This is a genomic window from Nocardia sp. NPDC050713 (assembly GCF_040654315.1).
Classification (GTDB): domain Bacteria; phylum Actinomycetota; class Actinomycetes; order Mycobacteriales; family Mycobacteriaceae; genus Nocardia.
In genome coordinates this window covers 261,918-280,477 of the sequence record NZ_JBFAHS010000010.1, presented here as the reverse complement: position 1 = coordinate 280,477, position 18,560 = coordinate 261,918, and the positions used below count along the sequence as shown (strand labels likewise).

18 protein-coding genes are annotated in these 18,560 nt (G+C 69.4%); 5 read left to right on the top strand and 13 right to left on the bottom strand.

The window, feature by feature from the left end; all coding sequences use genetic code 11:
• Positions 1 to 111 precede the first annotated feature (111 nt).
• Positions 112 to 1,710, bottom strand: a complete 1,599-nt coding sequence (gene serA, locus AB0H49_RS20345) for a phosphoglycerate dehydrogenase (RefSeq protein WP_354999252.1) — start codon at positions 1,708 to 1,710, stop codon at positions 112 to 114.
• 1,435 nt (positions 1,711 to 3,145) lie between these two features.
• Between serA and AB0H49_RS20340 the strand changes: the two genes are divergently transcribed.
• A complete protein-coding gene (locus tag AB0H49_RS20340; protein WP_357253473.1) occupies positions 3,146 to 3,955 on the top strand; it encodes a nucleotidyltransferase domain-containing protein in 810 nt (269 codons plus the stop codon).
• 27 nt (positions 3,956 to 3,982) lie between these two features.
• Here the strand turns inward: AB0H49_RS20340 and AB0H49_RS20335 are convergent, their stop codons facing one another.
• From AB0H49_RS20335 to AB0H49_RS20290, 10 genes are all read right to left on the bottom strand, one after another.
• Positions 3,983 to 4,189, bottom strand: coding sequence for a cold-shock protein (locus AB0H49_RS20335; RefSeq protein ID WP_141809440.1), 207 nt, complete (start codon positions 4,187 to 4,189; stop codon positions 3,983 to 3,985).
• Positions 4,190 to 4,344: 155 nt separating this feature from the next.
• Positions 4,345 to 4,551, bottom strand: coding sequence for a cold-shock protein (locus AB0H49_RS20330; protein ID WP_011210759.1), 207 nt, complete (start codon positions 4,549 to 4,551; stop codon positions 4,345 to 4,347).
• Between the two features lie 222 nt (positions 4,552 to 4,773).
• Positions 4,774 to 6,618, bottom strand: coding sequence for a 3D-(3,5/4)-trihydroxycyclohexane-1,2-dione acylhydrolase (decyclizing) (gene iolD / locus AB0H49_RS20325; RefSeq protein ID WP_357253470.1), 1,845 nt, complete (start codon positions 6,616 to 6,618; stop codon positions 4,774 to 4,776).
• Positions 6,609 to 7,496 carry a 5-deoxy-glucuronate isomerase gene (gene iolB / locus AB0H49_RS20320; protein ID WP_357253468.1) on the bottom strand — a complete coding sequence of 296 codons (888 nt, stop codon included), beginning with the start codon at positions 7,494 to 7,496 and terminating at the stop codon, positions 6,609 to 6,611. Before iolB ends, iolD begins: the two co-directional genes overlap by 10 nt.
• A complete protein-coding gene (locus tag AB0H49_RS20315; RefSeq protein ID WP_357253491.1) occupies positions 7,493 to 8,392 on the bottom strand; it encodes an aldolase in 900 nt (299 codons plus the stop codon). The genes iolB and AB0H49_RS20315 overlap by 4 nt, the downstream gene beginning before the upstream one ends.
• Entirely contained in the window at positions 8,389 to 9,345 is a 957-nt protein-coding gene (gene iolC / locus AB0H49_RS20310) for a 5-dehydro-2-deoxygluconokinase (RefSeq protein WP_357253466.1), read from the bottom strand. Before iolC ends, AB0H49_RS20315 begins: the two co-directional genes overlap by 4 nt.
• A complete protein-coding gene (locus AB0H49_RS20305; protein ID WP_357253465.1) occupies positions 9,342 to 10,121 on the bottom strand; it encodes an ATP-binding cassette domain-containing protein in 780 nt (259 codons plus the stop codon). Before AB0H49_RS20305 ends, iolC begins: the two co-directional genes overlap by 4 nt.
• Positions 10,118 to 11,164: an ABC transporter permease gene (locus AB0H49_RS20300; protein ID WP_357253463.1), complete on the bottom strand. Its 1,047-nt coding sequence runs from the start codon at positions 11,162 to 11,164 to the stop codon at positions 10,118 to 10,120. Before AB0H49_RS20300 ends, AB0H49_RS20305 begins: the two co-directional genes overlap by 4 nt.
• 11 nt (positions 11,165 to 11,175) lie before the next feature.
• Positions 11,176 to 12,135 carry a sugar ABC transporter substrate-binding protein gene (locus tag AB0H49_RS20295; RefSeq protein ID WP_357253461.1) on the bottom strand — a complete coding sequence of 320 codons (960 nt, stop codon included), beginning with the start codon at positions 12,133 to 12,135 and terminating at the stop codon, positions 11,176 to 11,178.
• A 50-nt stretch (positions 12,136 to 12,185) separates the two neighbouring features.
• Positions 12,186 to 13,085 (bottom strand): TIM barrel protein, encoded by a 900-nt coding sequence (locus tag AB0H49_RS20290; RefSeq protein ID WP_357253459.1) that lies wholly within the window; start codon positions 13,083 to 13,085, stop codon positions 12,186 to 12,188.
• Between the two features lie 277 nt (positions 13,086 to 13,362).
• Between AB0H49_RS20290 and AB0H49_RS20285 the strand changes: the two genes are divergently transcribed.
• The 3 genes from AB0H49_RS20285 to AB0H49_RS20275 all read left to right on the top strand — a co-directional run bounded on the left by AB0H49_RS20285 (position 13,363) and on the right by AB0H49_RS20275 (position 15,852).
• Positions 13,363 to 14,364, top strand: coding sequence for a LacI family DNA-binding transcriptional regulator (locus AB0H49_RS20285; RefSeq protein WP_357253457.1), 1,002 nt, complete (start codon positions 13,363 to 13,365; stop codon positions 14,362 to 14,364).
• Positions 14,365 to 14,404: 40 nt separating this feature from the next.
• Positions 14,405 to 15,418 (top strand): Gfo/Idh/MocA family oxidoreductase, encoded by a 1,014-nt coding sequence (locus tag AB0H49_RS20280; protein WP_357253455.1) that lies wholly within the window; start codon positions 14,405 to 14,407, stop codon positions 15,416 to 15,418.
• A 143-nt stretch (positions 15,419 to 15,561) separates the two neighbouring features.
• Positions 15,562 to 15,852 carry a hypothetical protein gene (locus AB0H49_RS20275; protein WP_357253453.1) on the top strand — a complete coding sequence of 97 codons (291 nt, stop codon included), beginning with the start codon at positions 15,562 to 15,564 and terminating at the stop codon, positions 15,850 to 15,852.
• 171 nt (positions 15,853 to 16,023) lie between these two features.
• On the opposite strand, the gene AB0H49_RS20270 is transcribed toward AB0H49_RS20275, so the two are convergent.
• Entirely contained in the window at positions 16,024 to 16,680 is a 657-nt protein-coding gene (locus AB0H49_RS20270; RefSeq protein ID WP_357253452.1) for a response regulator transcription factor, read from the bottom strand.
• Positions 16,677 to 17,816 (bottom strand): sensor histidine kinase, encoded by a 1,140-nt coding sequence (locus AB0H49_RS20265; RefSeq protein WP_357253451.1) that lies wholly within the window; start codon positions 17,814 to 17,816, stop codon positions 16,677 to 16,679. The genes AB0H49_RS20270 and AB0H49_RS20265 overlap by 4 nt, the downstream gene beginning before the upstream one ends.
• Positions 17,817 to 17,978: 162 nt before the next feature.
• Here AB0H49_RS20265 and AB0H49_RS20260 point away from each other — a divergent pair, with 162 nt between their 5' ends.
• Complete coding sequence (locus tag AB0H49_RS20260) at positions 17,979 to 18,470, top strand: DUF6326 family protein (protein WP_357253449.1); 492 nt, start codon at positions 17,979 to 17,981, stop codon at positions 18,468 to 18,470.
• The last annotated feature ends 90 nt before the right edge of the window (positions 18,471 to 18,560 follow it).

The following is an 18,560-nucleotide window of genomic DNA, read 5'->3' as shown; positions in this document are numbered from 1 at the left end:
TTCCCTACCCCGCCCCCCCCCGCCACCCGGCGGGTAACCGGCCGCGCCCCCCCCCCGGGGGGTCCGGGCGCGCGGCACGGTTCTCGTCCGGCGCTCGGCGCGCCGAACGGATCAGAACAGGTCGACCAGCGCGATCTTGGCGGCGCCGACCGACTCGGCGATCGCGGCCTGCACGTCGGCGGGCACTTCCTTGTTCACGCGGAGGACGACGGTCGCGCCTTCCTTGTCCACGTCCTGGCTCAGCTGCGCGGCCAGGATGTCGATGTCGGCCTCGCCGAGCTTGGTGCCGATCTTGCCCAGCGCGCCCGGCCGGTCCTCGTAGTTGAGGATCGCCAGGTTCAGGCCCTCGGCCCGCATGTCGTAGTTGCGGCCGTTGATGTTGACGATCTTCTGCACCTGCTGCGGCTCGGTCAGCGTGCCCGCGACGTTCAGCGTGCGGCCGTCGCCGAACACGGCGCGCAGGTCGACGACGCTGCGGTGGCTCGGGCTCTCCGGCGCGGTGGTGACCTGCGCGGTGATGCCGCGCTCCTTGGCCAGCGCGGGCGCGTTGACGAAGGTGACCTGGTCCTCGACCAGCGCCGAGAAGATGCCCCGCAGCGCCGAGAGCTCCAGCACCGCGACGTCCTCGGAGGCGAGCTCGCCGCGCACCTGCACCTCGATGCTGACGGGCAGCTCGTCGGACAGCTTGCCGACCAGGGCGCCCTGCTTGCGCACGATCTCCAGCCACGGGGCGACCTCTTCGCCGACCGCGCCGCCGGTGACGTTCACGGCGCCAGGCACGAACTCACCCGCCAGGGCCAGCAGCACCGACTTCGCGACATCGGTGCCCGCGCGGTCCTGCGCCTCGGAGGTGGACGCGCCCAGGTGCGGGGTGACGACGACCTGCGGCAGCTCGAACAGCGGGCTGTCGGTGCACGGCTCGGTCTCGAACACGTCCAGACCGGCGGCGCGCACGTGGCCCGACTTGATGGCGTCGGCCAGCGCGGCCTCGTCGATCAGGCCGCCGCGCGCGGCGTTGACGATGATGACGCCCGGCTTGGTGAGGGCGAGCTTCTCCTTGCTCAGCAGGCCCTTGGTCTCCGGGGTCTTGGGCAGGTGCACCGAGATCAGGTCGGCGCGCTGCAGCAGCTCGTCCAGGGTGACCAGCTCGATGCCGAGCTGGGCGGCGCGCGCCGGGGAGACGTAGGGGTCGTAGGCGATGAGCTTGGTCTCGAACGCGGCGAGGCGCGCGGCGAACAGCTGGCCGATGCGGCCGAGGCCGACGACGCCGACGGTCTTGCCGAAGATCTCGACACCGTTGAACTTGCTGCGCTTCCAGGTGCGCTCGCGCAGGGTCGCGTCGGCGGCGGGGACCTGGCGGGCGGCGGCGAGCAGCAGGGTGACCGCGTGCTCGGCGGCGGTGTGGATGTTGGAGGTCGGCGCGTTGACGACCATGACGCCGCGCTCGGTGGCCGCGGGCACGTCGACGTTGTCGAGGCCGACGCCGGCGCGGGCGACGATCTTCAGGTTCTTGCCTGCCTCGAGCACCTCGGCGTCGACGGTGGTGGCGGAACGCACGAGCAGCGCGTCGGCCTCCGGAACCGCGGCGAGCAGGGCCGGGCGGTCGGGGCCGTCGACCCAGCGAACCTCGACACCGTCACCGAGCGCGTCGACGGTCGACTGGGCGAGCTTGTCGGCGATCAGAACAACAGGACGGCCTGCTTGGCTCACTGTGGGGTACTCCTGGGGAAATGGGGGTCGGCAGTTACCGCCGACAAGCTTAGTGGTCGGCATTTCGTCCGGCTGTACCACCCGGTAGGCGGCTGCCGTCAGTGTGTGAGGTGGGCGGACGACCGAAAGCGAATGGCGTTCTGCCGTAAGGCCACCGGGTCCACGTCGATGTCAGCGGCGGTCCGGCGCATGCGCGCTGCCCGAAAGCAGCGGTCGTGTCCGAAACGCTCGGAGAAGACGGGAAGACCCCGCACCGAGGGGGTGCGGGGTCTTCCACGGTCGTGCCGATCGGACGGCACGGACCCGATCGAGTCGCTCGATCGCGGAGTCGAATCAGCGGCCGCCGAAGGATCCCGTCCACAGGGTGTTCAGCACACCGTTCAGCGCGGCGCCGAGGGTGTCGAACAGGCCGTTGATGGCGGCGCTACCGGTGTCGATGATAACGGGGATCATAAGAATTCCTCTTCCTCGAAATTATCCAGTCGAACTGGCTGACACACGGCACATCGGCTGCGGTGCGAATGCGGTTACGAAATTCTGGAAAATTGTGACGCGCACTACATTCAAATCTTCAATGCGGTGCAGATCACCGAACATCCCATGAATTCACCCTCAAAAACCGGCCTTTACCTGCATGTTTGCAGGGTTCGGACGCTGGTCGACTGTCCAGATCATTCGCGTGCGCAGCATCTGCCTATTCATGAGAGGACTCTAAGGAATCGCCGGAGAAACTATGAGAACGACAACTTCCGCGCGCTTGCCGAATTAGCCGGGCGGGACACGCTGCGAACATGAACTCGCGCTCGAAACCAGGGCATCCCAATGCCGGTATTTTTCTGGGCGCAGCCAGTTTGGTTATTGACAGGCAATTCGTCGTATAACTCGCAGTGGCAGCCGAGAACGCCGTTTCCGCGGTCGAGACCGCCGACGACAGGGCGCCACAGCAACCTGCGCGCCCGAGTCGCCGCCGTCAGCATGACCGCTACTCGCCGCGGGGCTCGGCCGGTTCGACCGCGTGCGGTGTTGCCCGCACCGCGTGGTGCTGCTGCTCGGCAACCTAAGCATCGCGCTGGCGCCGAACTGCGGCGCGCTGCTCGCCCGGCACATACCGATCGGCATCGGAGTGGGCACGGTGCGGGCGATCACCGCCGGGGTCGCGACGCGCCTGGCACCCGCCCGTGCGGCCGCTTGGGCCACCTCGGTGGTGCTCAGCGGTGTGGCGGCGGCCTCGACAGTGCGGCCGTGGCGCTGGCGGTCGCCGCACTGCGGACCGTCGCGACCGGATCGGGACGTGTCGACGTCGAGGCCGCGTGTGGGGACGTGGCGACACACCCGCGCTTGCGTCGGTGTCCGGCTCGACAGGTGATGGCACGCACCACGTTTCGGCCCGAAAAATGAGCTGAAGCGCGGACACCCTCGCACATACGATCGAGGCATGTCGTTGCGCGCTGTTCCGGAGTCGATGGATCCGACCGTGGTCGGGTCCGTCGACGCCGAGCTGGACCGGATCGAGCGCGAGCATCGCGTGCGGGTGCCGCTGGCCATCGAAAGCGGTAGCCGTGCTTGGGGTTTCCCGTCGCCGGACTCCGACTACGACTGCCGCTTCGTGTACGTGGCGCCGTTGGACACCTATCTGTCGCCGTGGCGGACGCGCGATGTGATCGAGACGCCGCTCGTGGGCTTGCTCGATGTCAACGGCTGGGAGCTGGGTAAAGCGTTGCGGTTGCTGGTCAAAGGCAACGCGGTGCTGATCGAGTGGCTGATGTCGCCGATCGTGTACCGCGGCGACGCGGGATTCCGCGCCGAGCTGCGGGCGCTGGCCGAGCAGATCGCCGCCCGCGATCAAGTGGCGCGGCACTACCTGCACCTCGGCGCTCGGCAGTGGGAACTGTTCGACCGCAACCGATCACTGAAGAAGGTTTTCTACGCGCTGCGTCCCGCGATGGCGCTGCGGTGGCTGCGCGAGCATCCCGAAGCGGCGGTGGCGCCGATGCATCTGCCGACGCTGCTCGCGCAGTGCGAGCTGCCCGCCGACCTGGTCACGGCCGTGGCCGAGCTGACCGAACTCAAGTCGCGGACAAGGGAAATGGGCAGCGGAGCCGTGCCCGCGCCGATCGCCGACTTCATCGTGGGCGAATTCGGCAGTGCCACGGACGCTTTCCCACGCTCCGGCGAACGGGACCTGGGACGGGCACGGGACCTCACCGCGGAGTTCTTCCGCGCGCAGGCGCTGTCCGCCCGGTAGCGGCTGCCGGGCGGTGCGGGGATACACCTACTCGATGACTCGCACGCCGATCGCCTCCGGCCCCGACTTGCTTTGGCGCAGCTCGAACTCCACCCGCTGCCCGGCCGTCAAGGATCGGAACCCGGAACCCTGGAGATCCAGGTAGTCCACGAACACGTCCTTGCCACCACCATCTTGGGCGATGAAACCGAAACCCTTTTCGGTGTCGAACCACATCACTGTGCCCTGAGCCATACGCCGCACCTTCTCCGAACGCGCAGAACCGGGGAAGGGTACAACGCGGGGTGCCGCTCGGTCCATCGTGCGACGGTTCGGGCGGGTCTCACCCAGCCCGAAACGACGAGAGGCCCCGCACCGTAATGGTGCGGAGCCTCGAAGTGCGTGTCGAATCAGGCGACGACGCGGACGTCCTGAGCCTGCGGACCCTTCTGTCCCTGGCCGATCTCGAACTCCACGCGCTGCCCCTCATCGAGGGACCGGAAACCCGAACCGCTCACAGCCGAGTAGTGCACGAAGACGTCGGGACCGCCGCCGTCCTGGGCAATGAAGCCGAAGCCCTTCTCGCTGTTGAACCACTTAACAATGCCTTGAGCCATTTCATACTTTCTGTTGACGAGCCAGGGACTTGCATAGACACCCCGGTCTCGTAGATCCACAATGCCATCATCCGACGAATTTCTCCACATTCGGCCCCATCCACTGTGAGCTATTCAACGCTCACGGGGGTCTGTGTCTCTCACCTCGCATCCGGGACCGGGTGTCGACCGCCCAGCGAACAGGCCTGTACACCGACGTACACGACCGACCTTACGTGCGAGTCATCGCCCTCGCACGTAGCGCAGCTGCGCGGGCTTGTTCGCATCGTAGTCGCCGCGGCCGGAAAGGTATTGCGGCACACCGACTTCCCACCATGCACCGGCCTCGGTCCAGTCGGCGGCCCGAGTCTTCACCACGACGACCGCGGGACGGGATGTCGCGACGGCGGTAGCCCGCGCTTGTCGATAGACATTTCGAAACTGGTCGGTATCTGTCGCAGTGAACACCGAGCAACCCAGCGCGGAGGCGTGCGCCACGAAATCCACTCGCGGCGGGTCGACGAGGGTGGTGCGGCAGTCCGCGTACTGATTGTTGAACGCCGCACCGCCCTGCCCCTCCTGCAAGCGCGCGATCACCGCGTAGCCGTCGTTGTCGCACATCACGGCGACGAACGGGTGCCCGGCGAAGGCCGCCGAGAACAGTTCCGAATTCAGCATCAGATAGGAGCCGTCGCCGAGCAAGGTGGTGACCAGACCGTGCTCGCGCGCCATGGCCGCACCCCACGCCCCCGCGAGTTCGTAACCCATACAGGAGAATCCGTACTCCACGTCCATGCTCGGCGTCCCTCCGGCGGCCCGCCAGCCGCCGATCAGCTCGCCGGGCAGCCCGCCCGACGCCGTCATGACGTAGTCCTCCGGCGTCGCGAGCTCGTTGACGATGCCGACCACCTGGGCGTAGCTGGGCGTGCCCGGTGTCGGGGCGCGCAGCTTGTCGATCCGGGCATCCCAGGTCTCCCGCAGCGGCGCGGCGCGGCCGGTCCAGTCCGCAGGGACGATCCATCCGGACAGGTGTTCGGCCAGTTCAGAGAGGGTGGCTGCCGCATCGCCGACGACCGGCAGCGCGCCGTGCTTGACGGCGTCGAAGCGGGCCGCGTTGACGGTGACCAGGCGAACGTCGGGCGCGAAGACCGTCCACGATGCCGTCGTGAAGTCCTGCAATCGGGTGCCGACGGCAAGCACCAGGTCCGCGTCCGCGGCGAGCGCGTTCGCCGACGCCGAGCCGGTGATGCCGAGCGGGCCCGCGTGCAGCGGGTGATCGTGGGGCACCAGCGTGCGGCCCGCGGTGGTCTCGGTGATCGGAATGCCGTGCCGCTCCGCGAATTCCACCGCGATCGGGCCTGCGCCCGAGTAGCGCACGCCGCCGCCGAGCACCAGTAGCGGTCGCCGCGCGGCGCGGATGGCCGCGGCGGCCTCGGTCAGCGCCCGCAGGTCGGGGCGAGGCCGCGGCACGCGGTGCAGCACCGGAGTGAACAGCGCGTCCGGGAAGTCGAAGGTCTCGGCCTGCACGTCCTGGGGCAGTGCCAGGGTGACCGGTCCGGCGTCGGCTGGATCGGTCAGCACGCGGGCCACCTGCGGCAGCGTCGCGATGAGCTGTTCGGGTTCGGTGATCCGGTCGAAGTAGCGGCTCACCGCCCGGAACGCGTCGTTCACCGTCGCGGTCGCGTCCCCGAAGTGTTCGACCTGTTGCAGCACCGGATCGGGGGCGCGTCCGGTGAAGGTGTCGCCGGGAAGCAGCAGCAGCGGCAGCCGGTTGGCGTGCGCGACGCCCGCCGCGGTCACCATGTTCAGCGCGCCGGGCCCGATGGAGGACGTGGCGACGCCGACTTGGCGCCGGTGTGTTGCCTTGGCGTAGCCGACGGCCGCCAGTGCTATCCCCTGCTCGGTGTGCCCGCGCCAGACGGGCAGCTCGTCGCGGCGTTCGTGCAACGCCGTGCCGAGGCCGAGCACGTTCCCGTGCCCGAAGATCGCGAAGACGGCTGGGAACAGCGGCACGTCCGCGCCGTCCAGCGTCTCGGAGCGCTGCGCGACCAACCAGGACACCAGGGCCTGCGCGGTGGTCAGTTCCATGACAACCGTCCTTCCGGGCCGGTGACCGGGCAGCGCGGGTCGGCCTGCTCCCCCGCCCAGCCGTCCCGCACCCAGGCGTGCGCCGGATCGTCGCAGAAGGCCATCGACCGTTCGGGCGCCGGACCGGCCAGCACGTTGAGGTAGTACATCGGGTAGCCGGGCGCGGCGACACACGGACCGTGGTAACCGCGCGGCACCAGGAAGACGTCGCCGTCGCGGACCGCCACGTTCTCGTCCACCTCGGCGGTATAAGTGCGGTGCAGGCCGAAGCCCTCGCGGGACGGGGTGACGCCGTCGCGGCCCGCGATGCGGAAGTAGTAGATCTCCTCGTTGACCACCTCGCACGCGCTCGCCTCGTCGTGCTTGTGCGGCGGGTACGACGACCAGTTGCCGTCCGGCGTGATCAGCTCGCAGGCGTTGAGCTTGTCCGCGTGCGCCCAGACGCCGGGCACGCCGAAGTTGTTGACCTGCCGCGTCGCCCGGCCCGCGCCCCGCACCTCGACCGGAACCTCCTCGGCGGGACCGTATTTCGGCGACAGCCGCCGCGCGCATCTGGCCATCGGCATGGCGAGCACCGCGCCGTCGGCGCTGGACAACGCGACGTCGGCGTCGCGCGGTACGTACGCGAAATCGGTCACCCGGGTGAAAACCGAGTCGCGCCCGCGTAATTCGAGGACGTGCGCGTCGGCCCGGACGACGCAGGAGCCGGACAGCGGCAGCACGAACGCCTCGTACTCTCCGGTGGCCAGGGTTCTGGTCTCGCCCGGCGCGAGTTCGACTACGCGCAGGCCGGTGTAGCGCCATCCGGCGTCCTCGGCGGTGAGCCGGACCGGGTCTCGGCCGTCGGCCAGTGTCCCGGCCGGACGATGCAGTGTCATCGGGACTCCTTCAGCATCCGCGCCGCCGCGTCGACGGCGGCGGCGACATCGCCGTCCGGTGGGTAGAGCAGGGTGCGCCCCACCACCAAGCCGCGCACCACGTCGTGGTGCAGCGCGCCGCCCCACGCGGCCAGGTCCGCGGCCGGGTCACCCGAGGGCACTCCGCCGAGCACGACAACCGGCAGCGTCGTCGCGTCCAGCACCGAACTATCCTCGGGGGCAGGAATTTTCAGCCAGGTGTAGGCCGAGGTGACCCCGAGGCCGGAGGCGACGGTGATGGCCCGCGCGAGTGCGGGCGCGTCCTTGCTCATCACCAGCGCGCCGGACGCGTCGCGGTGGTATGGAAGCGGTTCCACCATCGCCATCAGACCGTGCGCGGCGAGCTCGGACACCGCCTGCGCGCAAGCGTGCAGGGTGGGCACCGTGCCCGGATCCGAATCGACCAGCCGGAGAAGCATTTTGCCGCCGTCGAGGCGGTAGCGGACCAGTGCGTCGGCGTCGTAGCCGGTGAACCGGTCGTCGATCTCCCACTCGGCGCCCGCCAAGCCGCCGCGGTTCATCGAGCCGATCACCACCTTGTCGTCCAGCGCGTCGAGCAACAGCAGCTCCTCGACCACGTCCGGCGATCCCAGCACACCGTCCACCGCCGGATCGGCCAGCGCGATCAGCAACCGTTCCAGCAGGGTGCGCCGGTCGGCCATCGCGGTGCGGTCCGATCCGACGCCGAGCGCGCCGCGCGCGGGATGGTCCGCGGCGACAAGGAACAGCGTCTCGCGTTCCGAGAGCAGGGCGGACCGCCGAATTCGCTTGGCGTAGGCCCGTTCTACGGCCGCCGGGTCCGTCGCGCGAATTCGCAGCAGATCGGCCCAGCGGTCGTCGGTCAGGTACGGGTTCATCGGCACAGCAGCTCCTCGATCTCCGCGGCCGTCGGCATGGCGTCCGCGCAGGCCAGCCGGGACGCGACCAGCGCGCCCGCCGCGTTGGCGTAGACGCCGATGCGGTGCGGGTCCCAGTCGGCGAGCAGCCCGTGGATCAGCGCGCCGCCGAAGCCGTCGCCCGCGCCGAGCCCGCACACCACCGCCACCCGGCACGGCGGCACGGTCCAGCGCTCGTCGGCGGTGGCCACGAGGACGCCCTCGGCGCCGCGCTTGATCACCGCGAGCCGGATGCCGCGCGCCAGCAGCCGGTCGGCCGCCGCATCGGGATCGGTCGTGCCGATCGCGATGCCGACCTCGGTGCGGTTGCCCACGACGACGTTCACGTGGTCGAGCATCCAGCCGATCTCGGCGCGCGCGGTCGCCTCGTCCGACCAGAACATCGGCCGATAGTCCAGGTCGAGGACCGTGTGCCCGCGCCGGGCGCGCCGCTCCAGGATCGCGCGCTGGGTGCCGCGCGCGGGTTCGGCGCTGACGCCGGTGCCGGTGACCCACAGCAGCGGCACGGCGTCGACGAGATCCCACGGCACGTCCTCGGGTGTGAGGGTGAGGTCTGGCGCGATCGGTGCGCGGTAGAAGAGCAGCGGCGGATCGGCGGGCGGGTTCAGCTCGCAGAAGACCACGGGCGTCAGCAGATTCGGCGCGGTGCCGACGTAGTCCGCCGCGACACCGAACTCGGTGAGCGCCGCGCGAACGTACGCGCCGAAGCCGTCCGGGCCGACTTTGGTGAGCACCGCCGAGCGACGGCCGAGGCGCGCGGCGGCCACCGCGACGTTGGTCGCCGTGCCGCCCAACGATTTCGCGAAGGACCGCACCTCGGCGAGCGGGACGCCGCCCTGCTCCGGATACAGGTCGACGCCGACGCGGCCGATGGTCAGCGCCTCGATCGTGCCCGCCCCCGCGGACCCGGTCACGAGCCGATCACCCGCGCCAATTCGTGTCGCAGCGCGTCCAATTCGGCTCCGCCCGCCATCTGCCTGGTCAGCTCGGACAGGTCGATCTCGGACTTCTCGTAGGCGCCGAGCACCGCGCCGCGCTCGAGCAGCAGGAAGCGGTCGCCGACGGGGTAGGCATGGTGCGGATTGTGCGTGATGAGGACGACGCCGAGTCCGCGCTCGCGCGCCTGTACCACGTACTTCAGCACCACCCCAGCCTGTTTCACGCCCAACGCGGCGGTCGGCTCGTCGAGGATCAGCACCTTGGCACCGCGATGCACTGCCCTGGCGATCGCGACACACTGCCGCTGTCCGCCGGACAGGGTGCCGACCGGCTGCTCCATGTCCTCGATCTCGATACCCATGTCGGTTAGTGCCTTCCGGGCGATCTCGCGCCCGGCCTTCCGATCGAGCAGCCGGAAGGGCCCGGTCGTGGGCTCGAATCCGAGCACGAAGTTGCGCCAGACACTCATCAACGGCACCACCGCGAGATCCTGGTACACGGTCGCGATACCGCGATCCAATGCCGCACGCGGCGAATCGAATCGGACTCGCTCGCCCTCGACGCGCAAGTCGCCTCTGTCGTGCCGGTGCACCCCGGCGAGGATCTTGATCAGCGTGGATTTGCCCGCGCCGTTGTCGCCGAGCACACAGGTGACCTCGCCCGCCCGCACCACCGTCGACACGTCACGCAGCGCGACGACGCCGCCGTAGCTCTTGCCGATGTCGATCGTCTCGATCAGGGGGGCGGTCATCGGCGCACCCTTTCCGCTCGCTTCTGGAATCGGTTGTTCACCAGCACCGCGGCCAGCAGCAGCACCCCGAGGAACAGCATGAACCAGTCGCTGTCCCAGCGTGCGAACACGATGCCCTGGCGGGCCATGCCGAAGATGAGCGCGCCGATGGCCGCGCCGATCGCCGAGCCGAAGCCGCCGGTGAGCAGGCAGCCGCCGACCACGGCAGCGATGATGTAGTGCAGCTCGAGCCCCACGCCCTGGTTGGCCTGCACGCTGGCAAATCGCAGGATGTTGCAGGAGCCGACCACCCAGCCCGCGAACGCGGTCCCCATGAACAGCAGGATCTTGGTCCGGTCCGCCGGAACACCCACCGCCCGCGCGCTGGGCAGCGAGCCGCCGACCGCGAAGATCCAATTGCCGAACTTGGTGCGCACCAGGATGATCGAGGCGATCGCCGTGAGCACGATCCACCACACCACCGAGGCCTGGATGCGCGCGTCGCCGATGTTCAGCGTGGCCGCGAACACCCAGCCCGCCGACTCGTAGCCGTCCGCGGCCCGCACGCCCGACACCTGCACCGTGTCGGTGACCAAACGGGTGACGCCGAGGTTGAGACCTTGCAGCGCAAGGAAAGTGCCGAGGGTGACGATGAAACTCGGTAACCCCGTGCGCATCACGACCCAGCCGTTGAACGCGCCGACGGTCAGCGCGAACACCAGCGAGGCCAGCAGCGCGAACCAGACGTTCCACCCCCCGTGCACCGCGAGCAGTGCCGTGACGAGCGCGGTCGAGGCGGTCATCACGCCCGCCGAGAGGTCGAATTCGCCGCCGATCATCAGCAGCGCCACCGCGACCGCCATGATGCCGAGCGTGGACGCGTCGTCCAACCAGGTCGCGATCCCGAGCGGACTGAGGAAGCGATCGGTGACGAGCGAGAAGAAGACGAACACCAGCAGCGCGCCGAGAGCGGCTCCGATCTCCGGTCGCACCGCCAGGCGCTGGAGCAGGCTCGGTCCTTCGGTGCTGGGCGTGACCTCGGTGCGTTCGGTCGTCGTGGTCATGTTCGTGGTCCTCACCGGGTGCCTTGGGCGACGAGCGTGGCGACGGCCTCGACGTTGTCGGCGTCCACGAAGCCGGGGCCCGTCTGCACCGGCGCGCCGCCGCCGACCGTGTTCAAATTCGCGCGGTACAGCTCGAGCAGCACGATCGGCAGGTAGCCCTGTTCGTACTGCTGCTGATCGACCGCGAACAGCAGCGCGCCCGCCCGAAGGGCCTCGACCACGTCGGTGTTCAGGTCGAAGGTCGCCACCGTGGCGGCGGATCGCGATTCGCGCACCGCGTCCACGGCGCGGGCGGCGACCTGGGAGTTCAGCGTCAGCACGGCATCGATCGAGCGATCGGCCTCCAGCGCGCCTTTGATCCGGGATTGGGCGTCGGTGGGGTTGTTGATGTCCACCTGGAGTGTCGTGCCGTTGCCGAAGGCACGGGTCGCGCCGTCGCAGCGCTGGTTGGCGCCGATATTGCCCGCCTCGTGGATGACGCACAGCAGCTTCTCGCGTCCGGCGTCGGCGAGCCGCCTGCCCGCCGCCTGGCCCGCGAGGCCCTCGCTCTGCCCGACGTGCGCGAACGCGCCGTACTTCGCGCTCTCGCTTTCCCCCGAGTTGATGGTGACCACCGGGACTCCGGCCGAGACCGCGCGCTCCACCGAGGGCCGCAGCGCCTCCGGGTTGGCCATCGAGACCACCAGACCGTCCACGCCCTGCGCCACCGCGTTGTCGATCAGCTTCGCCTGCTGGCCGGGATCTCCGGAGGAGTTGTATTCCACGGCGACGCCGAGTTCCTTGCCCGCGGCCTCCGCACCGTTCTTGACGACGTTCCAGAAGGCGTCGCCCGCGCTGCCGTGGGTGACCACCGCGACCGACTCCAATTCGCCTGCGGCGACGCGTGTTCGGGTGGGGCCTGCAACGTCGGCACCCGGGCCGCTACAGGCGGCCAGTGCGGCGACGGCCGCCAGCGAAACGGCAGCGCGCAACGAGAATCCATAGGTAACAGCGACTTTTCGTCCGAACATCTGACGCGCCCCTACCGTCGCGACGCCGATGCGAGGCTCAGATCGGCAAGGTAGCGCAGACTGTGTCGCGCGTCGCGGCTCGCCGAGGTCACGGGATCGGCCGATCGCAGCGCCGTGTCCTGCTCGATGACGTACCAACCGCGATAGCCCGCCGCGCGGACCGCGCGCACGAGTGCCGCGATATCGATGTCGCCCTCGCCGAGCGGCGCGTAGAGCCCCCGTCGCACCGCCTCGCTGTATTCGATTGCGCCGCTGCGCACTTCGGCGGCTTGTTCGGCGCGCACGTCCTTGAGGTGGACGTGTCCGATGCGGTGCGGGTACCGGCGGGCCAGGTCGACGGGGTCGGTTCCGCCGAGCAGCAGATGGCCGGTGTCGAGGCAGAGATCGAGGTCGGAGTCCGCGAGGAACCGTTCGACCTCCGCCTCGGTCTCCACGTGCGTGCCGACGTGCGGGTGCAGCGCGGTGCGCAGACCGTGCGCCGCCGCGAGGTCGCGGACGGCCGCGGCGGTGTCCAGCAGGGTTCGCCACTCGGTGGAGTCGAGTTCGGGGCGCGCGTCGTAGCCGTCCGAGCCCGTGGCGGCGGCCAGCACCAGGACCTCCGCCCCGGTGGCGGCGAACAGCGTAGCGGCCCGTCGCGCGGCGGCCAGCGCATCCTCCGGTGCACGGTGCAGCGGCAGCGCGAGGAACCCGCCGACCGCTCGGATGCCGAAGCCGTCGAGCAATGCGCGCAGCACCGCCGGGTCGTCCGGGAGGTAGCCGGGTGGGCCCAGTTCGGTCGCGGTGATGCCGAGTCGCGCCATCTCGGCCAGCACTGCCTCTGCCTCGAGCACGTGGCCCCAGCCGGGGACTTCGCACACGCCCCAGGAGATCGGCGCGGCCGCGATGCGCAGCGGGTAGAGAGGTTCGTTCATCGTCTCTCCGACCTTCGAGGTGAACAGGTGCCCTCGCTTTGGAGCGCTCCAACTATGTAACGCAGGCCACATCGTGTCAAGGGGTGCGACTCCCGCGCGTTTCCTGGTCTCGACCTCGTATTTCTTTGCCCGGCACGGCAAAAGCGCGCGGAGCGACCGCCTGGCAATGTCCGATTAGAGCGCTCTATTGCTGGCGCGGAGGAGCCCGTGTAACGTCCGATCCGGCAGCCGACGGCGAGTTCGGCGAGCCGACCCTGGAACGGCGGAGGGAGGCGAGATGGCGCGACCGACGATGGAGGACGTCGCCGCCCGGGCGGGCGTCTCTCGTGCGCTGGTCTCCCTCGTCATGCGGGATTCGCCCAAGGTCAGCGCGCACCGGCGCCGCGCCGTGCTGGAGGCCGCGCGCGAGCTGGGCTATCAGCCGCACATCATGGCCCGATCGCTGGCCAGCCGGACCTCCAATATCGTGGGCGTCCTCGTCTCGGATCTGCGCAACACCTTCTTCGCCGACGTGGTGGAGGGAATGGACGCCGCCGCGCAGCGGTCCGGGCTCGAACTGATCCTGAACACCGGCCGCCGCAGCGCCGCCCGCGAGCGCACCGCACTGGAGAGCCTGCTGTCGTTCCGGCCCGGCGGGATCATCCTGCTCTCGCCCGTGTTGCCCGCTGCGGCGATTCGCCAAGCGGCGCAGCAGGTTCCGGTCGTGCTGGTCTCGCGCGGCTCCACGATCGCGGGCGTCGACACCGTCAACGATGACGGCGAGCTGGGTGCGACACTGGCCGTCGATCATCTGGTCTCGTTGGGCCACAGTCGAATCGTGCACCTCGACGGCGGCGCCGCGTTCTCCGCGGCCGCCCGTCGCCGCGGCTACCGCACCGCGATGGCGCGACACGGCCTGGAACCGATGGTGATCTCCAGCGAGCACACCGACTCGGCGGGCATCGCCGGGGTGCGCAAGTTGCTGAAGATCTTCTCCCCCGGCGACTTTCCCACCGCGCTGGTGTGCGGCAACGACTTCAACGCGGTCGGCGCCATGTCGGCGCTCGAGGAAGCCGGACTGTGTGTGCCGGACGACGTCTCGGTCGTCGGCTACGACAACACCTCGCTCGCCGCGCTGCGCCACATCGCGCTCACCACCATCGACCAGCCGCGCGTCCGTATCGGGGAGCTGGCCGTGGAAGCGCTCGCCGAACGTCTGCGCGGGGAGCGCACCGACCCCGTCCGCCGCAGACTCGAACCCGAGCTCGTCGTCCGCGGCACCACCGCCGCGCTCCGCTGAAACACCAGGCACGCAATCGTTTTCCTACCGAGGAGGATCGATGAGCAGCACCGTCACATTAGGCCTCGCGGGCGTCGGCCGCATCGGCACGGCGCACGCCGAAACCCTGCACGGACTCCCGGGTGTCGATCGCGTTGTCGTCGCCGACATCGACACCACCCGCGCGCACGCCGCCGCGGCCAAACTCGGCGTCGAGGCCGTTGGGGATATCGAGTCGCTCCTCGCCGCCGACCTCACCGGGCTCGTCATCGCCACCGCGACCGACTCCCACCCCGCCCTGATCGAAGCCGCCGTCGACCGCGGCATCCCGGTCTTCTGCGAAAAGCCGGTCGCCGCCGACATCGCCGGCACGCTAGCCGTGCTGGACCGTGTGCGCGCCAGCGCCGTTCCCGTGCAAATCGGCTTCCAACGACGCTTCGACGCAGGCTACCGCGCCGCCCGGGCAGCAGTCGCCAGCGGCGAACTCGGCTGGCTGCACACCCTGCGGGCCACCACGCTGGACCCGGCGCCGCCGCCCGCCGACTACATCCCGCGCTCCGGCGGCCTGTTCCGCGATTGCGGCGTCCACGATTTCGACATCATCCGCTGGGTCACCGGCCGCGAAGTCACCGAGGTCTATGCCCGCGGCGCGAACCGCGGCGACGAATTCATCACCGCCGCAGGCGATATCGACACCGCCGCCGCCGTACTCACCGTCGACGACGGCACCCTCGCGACCGTCAACCTCGGCCGCTACAACGGCGCGGGCTACGACGTCCGCCTCGAGGTGCTCGGCTCCCGAGGCAACGCCATCGTCGGCCTCGACGACCGCGCCCCGCTCCACTCCGTCGAACCCGACCACCCCGCCTCCCCCTACCCCGCCTACCCCGGATTCATGGAGCGATTCCGCCGCGCCTACACCGAGGAACTCACCACCTTCGTCGCCGTCGCCACCGGAACCACGCCCAGCCCGTGCACAGTGGCCGACGCCCTCGAAGCCTTCTACATCGCCGAAGCCTGCGAACTCTCCCGCGCCGAGCGCCGCCCGGTCACACTCACCGAAGTACGCCGCTGAGCCCGCTGCCCATTACGAACGGAGACCTCCACCCAGGCACACGACCGATACGTCAGCCGAATATGTCGGACCCCACCGCCAAACTGGTGCCACCAGGACAACCGCCCGCCGCCCACCGGCGGGCCCGGAACACCGGGGGTCCCATGCTCGACGTCGCGCTCACCACCGTCTCCATCACCTGCATCGCCACCGCCCTCCTCACCCTCACCGCAGGCGGCATCACCGACTCCCTCGCCACCCGCGCCATCAAATCCTCCGAATCCTGCTTCATCGGCGACACCATGCCCACCGACAAGTTCTTCGAGAACCGCCAGAGGCATGAGCGGCTGCGCCGAATCACGGTGCGGTTGATGACGAGTGGGTTGGTGACGTTGGTTGTGGGGATCGCAGTGCTGGCGTTGGCGGCCTGGCAGTTCAAACACCCCGCGCGTTGACGAGCCTCACGTCCCTGTCCACTTCCCGCATGACGGCGACCGCTGCTACAGGACCTCGAACGCGAAAACTTCACCCTGAAAAGGCTTCTCGCCGAACCCGAACAACCACGACCGGCCGCACTCATAGCTGGGCTACCGAACCGCACGGGCCTACGCTGCGATCTGTACCCACTAATCGGCTCTCACGCGTCTGGTGTCGTATGCCCACATCGCGATCTCGACGCGGTTGCGGGCGCCGAGCTTGGTCATCAACGATGCGACGTGGGTCTTGACCGTGCTCAGGCCGACGAAGAGTTCGGCGGCGATCTCGGCGTTGGTCCGGCCCCGTGCCACCAGCGCGAGCACCTCCTTCTCGCGCTCGGTGAGCGGGTCGATGGGCTGGACCGGTACCACCGGCGCCTGGTCGGCGAAGGTCGCCAGCAGCCGACGGGTGACGTTGGGGGCGATCAGCGCGTCCCCGTTGGCCGCCGCGTGGATAGCCTGCACGAGGAGCTCCGGCCCGGCGTCTTTGAGTAGGAAGCCGCTGGCGCCGGCGCGTAGGGCACCGAGGACGTACTCATCGAGGTCGAAGGTGGTGATCACGACGACCGCCATCGGGTCGGTCACGCCTGGCCCGGCCAGGCGCCGCGTCACCTCGACGCCGTCGAGCCCGGGCATCCGGATGTCGACGAGGAGGACATCGGGACGCAGCCGGGTCGCCAGGTCGAGCGCTGCGAGCCCGTCTGCTGCCTGTCCCACGACCTCGAGGTCGGGTTGCGCGCCGAGGATCATCACCAGCCCGGTCCGGACCAAGTCCTGGTCGTCGGCTACGACAACACGGATGCTCATGCCAGAGTCTCCACCGGCAGCACGGCCTCGACCACCCAGCCACCCTCGGGCCTCGGCCCCGCGGAGAGCGATCCGCCGAGGAGCTGGGCGCGTTCGGTCATGCCCAGCAGGCCGAACCCGGGCTCCGGGGCTGGCCCCGGCTCGGTCTGTCCATCGTCGCTGACACGCAGCCTGACGGCGTCGCCCTCCCGGCGTACGTGGATCCCGACGCGGGTCGCGCTCCGGGCGTGCCGTACTGCGTTGGTCAGCGACTCCTGCGCGAGCCGGTAGAGCGCGGCATCCACGGGTCGTGCCAGCCGGGTCAACGAACCGTCCAGCGAGACCTCGACGGTGGGCGTCGCGTCGGCGCGCGCCAGAGCAGGCAGGTCCGCGACACCCAGCTGGGGTGAGTAGGCGACGGCTTCCTCCTCACGCAGCAGCCGCACCATGGATCTCATCTCCGCCAGGGTTCGCGACGCTTCGGACTCGATCGCGGCCAGGATCTCGGCAGCCTTCTCAGGCTCGGTGCCGGCAACCACGCCACCGGCCTGCGCCTGCACCGCGATGGCCGAGACGTGGTGGGCCACGGTGTCGTGCAGCTCGCGAGCCAGCCCCACCCGCTCCCGATTGCGGATCTCGCGCTGTTGGCGATGCCAGAGGTCCGCGCGGTAGCGGAACACCGCCGCGAGGGCGACGAACAACAGCAACAGGACGCTCCCGCCGAAAACGTCGGCCCAGCCCGCGGCGGAGACGTACATCCCCAGTGCGACGACGACAGTCACGAACGCCGTCCCCAAGACCATCTCCCGGCCCGAGCCCCACCGCACCAGGGAGTAGAGCAGGATCAGGACGGCCATCATGGAGTAGAGGCCGATGTCCCCGGCGTGGGCAGTCAGCTGGAGGACCGAGAGCAGCCCCGCGACACCCCATCCGACCAGGGCGGCCAGCAGGGGGCGACCCCGCCGCCAGAGCAGGGCAGGCATCAGCGCCAGGGCGAGCACCGTCACAAGGGGGCGCCAGGCCAAGTCCGGCCGAGCGATGCCCTCGACCAAGGCGGCGGCCGCGAACACCCCCACCAGCAGCCAGTCGAGCCGACCGATGGGTGGGGCGTCAGCAGGCCGCGGCTCATGCCAGATGGGGCGCCGGAAAGTGACCACGGCTCCAGCCTAGGGATCGGCGCGCCTCGGCGTACCCGCCGAAAGTACGAGAGAGAGACCATGCCATCGGCCAGGCGAACTCCAGCCTCCGGGCCGAGGCGCCCGCCGCCGGGCTCGGCGATCGTAGACCTACCGATCCTCACCACAACAACGGAGCCCATGATGAGAACAGGTCAACCCACCACCGCCACATTGGAAGACCAGCCGATACCGGTGAGAGCCAAGCTCGCCGCGACGTGGACAAGCTTCATGTTCCTATACGCCTACGTGGACATTCTCAACTTCTTCACGCCCGGCGTCATCGAAGACATCCTCGACGGCAAGGTCTTCGAGTTCGACCTCTCCCAGTCCTTTTCGACCACGGCGCTGACCCTCATGGCCATCCCGATCTTCATGGTCGTGCTGTCGATGACGCTGCCCGCCAGGGTGAACCGCATCGCAAACCTCATCGTGGCCTCGCTCTACGTCCCCATCACGGCATTCAACGCGATGGGCGAGTCCTGGCTGTACTTCTACGGCCTCGGCATCGTATTGGAATTGATCCTTCTCGCCCTCATCGTGCGGTACGCCTGGACCTGGCCCCGTACCGCAGCGTCGGCGACCACGGCGACCAGCCTGGACCGTGAAACCGTTCGCGCCCAACAGCAAGCGTGAACCCAAGAGCAGTCCCCGTCCTGTTCGGAGCCATCTGCCTGGTGCCGCGGTGTGGGCCTCCTGGCGGTGGGACACCAACTCGCACTTCCC